The following is a 5313-nucleotide window of genomic DNA, read 5'->3' on the forward strand; positions in this document are numbered from 1 at the left end:
CGCCCTGGCCGGAGCGACCGCCGCCGTCGGCGCCGGCGCGGCCCACGCGGACCGCGTCTACCCGCTGACCAGCTGCACCGCGCCGAGCCCGAACATCGTCGACCTGCCGTACAACCCGACCCGGGTCATCGTGTCGGAGTACGCGGGCAACACGTACCTCACCACGGAGTTCACCAGCCTGTGGGTCGGTGTCGGCTACGACTCGCACATGCGCATGGACTTCCGCAACCTGCGGACCGGTCAGCGCGGCGTCCGGTTCTCCAACCGGCACGTGTCGCCGCCGTACACCGGCACGCACCAGATCACCATCCGCACGTCCTCGCTCGGACGCGGCCCGGTGCGCCTGGTCCTGCGCACGGTCAACAACAACCCGCTGTGGTCGATCCCGGCGCCGACCTGCTCGGCGGTGATCAACGTCCGCTAGGACGAAAATCCCTCTAGTTGAGCGGAATAGACTCAACTAGCACACGGTTGCACTCTTCGACGGACGAAATTGAGTCCGAAAGACTAAACTTTCCTGCGGTGAGAATCCGCAGGTCAGAGGAGAGGTAGCAACCGAAGTGGACAACTTCAACCCGACCACCAAGGCCCAGGCCGCACTCCAGGCCGCCGTGCAGAACGCTGCGGCCGCGGGTAATTCCGACGTGCGGCCGGCGCACATCTTGGTGGCCTTGCTGGAACAGACCGACGGCATCGCGTCGCCGCTGCTCAAGGCGGTCGGCACCGACCCGTCGCTGATCAAGCGCCAGGCCCAGGACATCGTGGACCGGGCGCCGACGGTGGCGAGCGCGAGTGCGCCGCCGCAGCTGTCGCGCGAATCCGTCGCGGCGATCTCGGCCGCGCAAAAGCTCGCGACCGAACTCGGTGACGAGTACGTGTCGACCGAGCACCTCGTCGTCGGCATCGCCGACGGCGACTCGGACGCGGCCAAGCTGCTGGTGAACAACGGTGCGACGCCAGACGCCCTGCGCGACGCGTTCGTGAACGTGCGCGGCACCGCCCGCGTCACCAGCCCCGACCCCGAGTCGACCTACCAGGCGCTGGAGAAGTACTCCACCGACCTGACCGCCGCCGCGCGCGAGGGCAAGCTCGACCCGGTGATCGGCCGCGATTCGGAGATCCGCCGCGTCGTGCAGGTCTTGAGCCGGCGCACCAAGAACAACCCGGTGCTCATCGGCGAGCCCGGCGTCGGCAAGACCGCCGTCGTCGAGGGGTTGGCCCAGCGCATCGTCGAGGGCGACGTGCCCGAGTCGCTGCGCGACAAGACGCTGGTCAGTCTCGACCTCGGCGCGATGGTCGCCGGGGCGAAGTACCGCGGCGAGTTCGAGGAGCGGCTCAAGGCCGTCCTCGACGAGATCAAGGCGTCGGCCGGTCAGATCATCACCTTCATCGACGAGCTGCACACGATCGTCGGCGCCGGTGCCACCGGTGATTCGGCGATGGACGCCGGCAACATGATCAAGCCGATGCTGGCCCGCGGCGAGCTGCGGCTGGTCGGTGCGACCACGCTCGAGGAGTACCGCCAGTACATCGAGAAGGACGCCGCGCTCGAGCGCCGCTTCCAGCAGGTGTACGTCGGCGAGCCGTCGGTCGAGGACACCATCGGCATCCTGCGCGGCCTCAAGGAGCGCTACGAGGTGCACCACGGCGTCCGCATCACCGACTCCGCGCTCGTCGCGGCCGCCACGCTCAGCGACCGCTACATCACGTCGCGCTTCCTGCCGGACAAGGCGATCGACCTCGTCGACGAGGCCGCGTCGCGCCTGCGCATGGAGATCGACTCGCGGCCCGTGGAGATCGACGAGGTCGAGCGCACCGTGCGCCGCCTCGAGGTGGAGGAGGTCGCCCTGGAGAAGGAGACCGACAAGGCCTCGAAGGAGCGGTTGGCGAAACTGCGCGCCGAGCTGGCGGACCAGAAGGAGAAGCTCAACGAGCTGTCCGCGCGCTGGCAGAGCGAGAAGTCGGCGATCGATGCGGTCCGCGACTCGAAGGAGAAGCTCGAGCAGCTGCGCGGCGAGGCCGATCGGGCCGAGCGCGACGGCGACCTGGGCCGTGCCGCGGAACTGCGCTACGGCCAGATCCCGGAGCTGGAGAAGGAGCTCGAGGCCGCGATCGAGAAGACCGGCACCGACCCCGACGAGGACGTGATGCTGCAGGAGGAGGTCGGGCCGGGCGACGTCGCCGAGGTCGTGTCGGCGTGGACCGGCGTCCCGGCCGGTCGCATGCTCGAGGGGGAGACCGCCAAGCTGCTGCGCATGGAGGACGAACTCGGCAAGCGCGTCGTCGGCCAGACCGACGCCGTGCAGGCCGTCTCCGACGCGGTGCGCCGCGCACGGGCCGGCGTCGCCGACCCGAACCGGCCGCTGGGATCCTTCCTGTTCCTCGGACCGACCGGCGTCGGCAAGACGGAGCTGGCCAAGGCGCTCGCCGAATTCCTCTTCGACGACGAGCGGGCGATGGTCCGCATCGACATGAGCGAGTACGGCGAGAAGCACAGCGTGGCGCGGCTGGTCGGCGCCCCTCCGGGATACGTCGGCTACGAGTCGGGCGGTCAGCTCACCGAGGCGGTCCGCCGCCGGCCCTACTCCGTCATCCTCTTCGACGAGGTGGAGAAGGCCCACCCGGACGTCTTCGACGTGCTGCTGCAGGTGCTCGACGAGGGGCGACTGACCGACGGCCAGGGCCGCACGGTCGACTTCCGCAACACCATCCTCATCCTGACGTCGAACCTCGGCGCCGGTGGTGACGAGGAGCAGGTGATGGCGGCGGTCCGCTCGGCGTTCAAGCCGGAGTTCATCAACCGCCTCGACGCGGTGCTGATCTTCCACGCGCTGAGCCCGGAGGAGTTGGTGACGATCGTCGACATCGCGCTCAAGAGCCTGAACAAGCGGCTCGAGGCGCGGCGCCTGACGCTCGACGTCACCGGCAAGGCCAAGGAGTGGCTGGCCGAGCGCGGCTTCGACCCGCTCTACGGCGCCCGCCCGCTGCGCCGCCTGGTGCAGCAGGCCATCGGCGACCAGCTCGCCAAGGCGCTGCTCGCCGGAGACATCCGCGACGGCGACACGGTCGTGGTGGACGTGGCCGGCGACGGCGAGTCGCTGACCGTCGCCTCGGGTGGGGAGTCCGGCGCCGCGTCGAAGAAGAAGGCCGAGTAGCTCAGCCCACCAGCCGGCGCGCGATGAGCGCGTACAGCTGCGCGGCGGTGACCAGGTCGTCGACCGGGACCGACTCGTCGACCTGGTGCGCCTGCGTGTTGATGTCCCCGGCGCCGAGGACGATCGAGGCGATCCCCAGGTCGCGGTACAGGAAGCCGGCGTCGCAGGCGGCACTCCACACGCGGGGCACCGGGTCGCGGCCCAGAGCGGTCAGCGCGTCGGCGGCGGCGATGGTGATCGGGTGGTCGAGGGCCGTGGCGAAGGCCGGTGTCTCCGAGTCGACGGTCACCGTCACCGACGCCTCGTCGGGGAGTGCGAGGTCGGCGATCCGCGCGCGCAGACCGTCGGCGACGACCGCGATCTCTTCGTCGGGCAGCAGGCGGCGGTCGACGCCCATCCGGCAGTCCGCCGCCACGACGTTGATGCCCTGACCGCCGACGATCGTGCCGACGTTCCAGGTGGCCGGTCCGAGGTCGGGGTGCGGGTTCGTGGCCAACCGGCGCCCGTCGTCGGCGATGACCGTCAGGATTTGGCCGGCGACGGCGATCGCGCTGCACCCGTCGTCGGGCCGGCCCGAGTGCGCGGCCTTGCCACTGACGTCGACGTCGACGTTGGCGGTACCGCGTCCGGCGTGGACCGCGCGCAATGCCGTGGGCTCGGCGACGATCGCGCCGATGACGTCGTCGGCGCGATCGGCACGGGAGGCGACGTACGACCGTGCGCCCAGCCCGCCGGCCTCCTCGTCGACGGTGCAGACGAACTCCACCCGCCCGTCGATGCCGATATCGGCGAGGGCGGACATCGCCGCGACGATCGCCGCCAGGCCGCCCTTCATGTCGGTGGCGCCGCGGCCGATCAGACGTCCGTCGCGAACCTGTGCGGCGAAGGGGTCGGCGGTCCACCCGTCACCCGCGGGTACGACGTCCGAATGGCCCAGGAAGAGCACGGTGCCGCGGGCCGATCGCTCGCCCAGCGTGGCGATGAGGTTCGGCCGACCGGGCGCGGCCTCGACGACCTCGACGCCCAGTCCCGCGGTGCGGCAGGCGTCGGCGAGGACGCCGACCGTACCGGCTTCGGTGCCACCGGGATTCTCGCTGGGCTCGGCGATCAGGGCGGTTGTCAGGTCGACGATCGCGTCGGCCGAGATCCGCGCGAGCAGGTCCTGCTCGGCCACCGGCAGCGAGGAGGTCACGGACGTCTCCTCACGGGGTTGGTGGTCAAGGCTGCGATACGCATGTACTCCGATAGTAAGGTGGCAGGCGATGACCACACTTGTGTACTTCCTCATCGCCGCCATCGCGCTCGCCGGTGCCGGCGTCCTGCTGTGGCTCGACCACCAGCGCTCGTCGGTCACCCGACGCCACCGCGAGGTGTGGGGCGAGTCCCACGGCTTCACCTTCCGCGAGTCCGACACCAAGCTGCGCCGCGTCTTCCGCCGGGCGGGCATGGACGTCCCCGATCACGTCGAGGTCCGCGACGTCGCGTTCGGCGACTACGAGGGCGCCGAAGCCGTCGTGTTCGACCTGACCGAGACCGCGACCATCGTCGCGGTGCGACGCCAGGCCGCGTCCCAGGTCATCATCGACCTGCGCCACGAGGACGTCCTGGCCCCCGCGGAGACCGACGTCGAGCTGCTCGGCGCCATGGGCCCGCGCGTCATGTTCTCGAACAACCTCGAGGTCGCCCGACGGGTCTGTGACCGTCGCATGATCGCGCTGGCCAACGCGGCCCCCGCCTACATCGAGGTGCTGTGGACCGAGGGCAAGTGGGCCCTGGGCGCGATGCCGCTCACCAACGACCCGGAGCGGCTCGACACGACGCTCGACGTCGTGCACCGCTTCGCCGACTTGCTGCGCGTGCTGCCGCCGTCGGTGGACCCGCAGGATGCGCCCGACCCGCGCGATCCGCACGGCCCGACGAATGCGGAGCTGGCCGACAAGAAGACCGACCACATGCGCGACGAGCGTCGCCGCGAGGCCGTCGAGCAGGAGGATCCGGGCTACCCCGCACCGCAGGGCGGCCACCCCGAACCCGAGACCACCCTCAACCCGGTGCCGCCGCGCCCGCCGATGCCCGACGCGGGTCGTGGACCGCAGCCGGCACCCGGTGGCGCGCAGCCGGGGTGGAACCCGTTCCAGCCGGGCGGGCAGCCGCCGGC

4 protein-coding genes are annotated in these 5313 nt (G+C 70.8%); 3 read left to right on the forward strand and 1 reads right to left on the reverse strand.

Annotated features, from left to right (window positions below; genetic code table 11):
* The coding region (locus tag QM634_RS12220; protein WP_415043052.1) for a hypothetical protein at positions 1 to 424 on the forward strand (424 nt) is incomplete at its 5' end.
* A 136-nt stretch (positions 425 to 560) separates the two neighbouring features.
* Positions 561 to 3155 carry an ATP-dependent chaperone ClpB gene (gene clpB, locus QM634_RS12225; RefSeq protein WP_415043053.1) on the forward strand — a complete coding sequence of 865 codons (2595 nt, stop codon included), beginning with the start codon at positions 561 to 563 and terminating at the stop codon, positions 3153 to 3155.
* A 1-nt stretch (position 3156) separates the two neighbouring features.
* Here the strand turns inward: clpB and QM634_RS12230 are convergent, their stop codons facing one another.
* Positions 3157 to 4347 (reverse strand): M20 family metallopeptidase, encoded by a 1191-nt coding sequence (locus tag QM634_RS12230; RefSeq protein ID WP_415043054.1) that lies wholly within the window; start codon positions 4345 to 4347, stop codon positions 3157 to 3159.
* Positions 4348 to 4417: 70 nt separating this feature from the next.
* On the opposite strand from QM634_RS12230, the gene QM634_RS12235 reads away from it, so the two are divergent.
* A partial coding sequence (locus QM634_RS12235; protein WP_415043055.1) for a hypothetical protein occupies positions 4418 to 5313 on the forward strand: 896 nt, incomplete at its 3' end.

Origin of the sequence: Gordonia sp. (in: high G+C Gram-positive bacteria), assembly GCF_047606305.1 — a bacterium.
In the GTDB taxonomy this organism is placed as follows: domain Bacteria; phylum Actinomycetota; class Actinomycetes; order Mycobacteriales; family Mycobacteriaceae; genus Gordonia.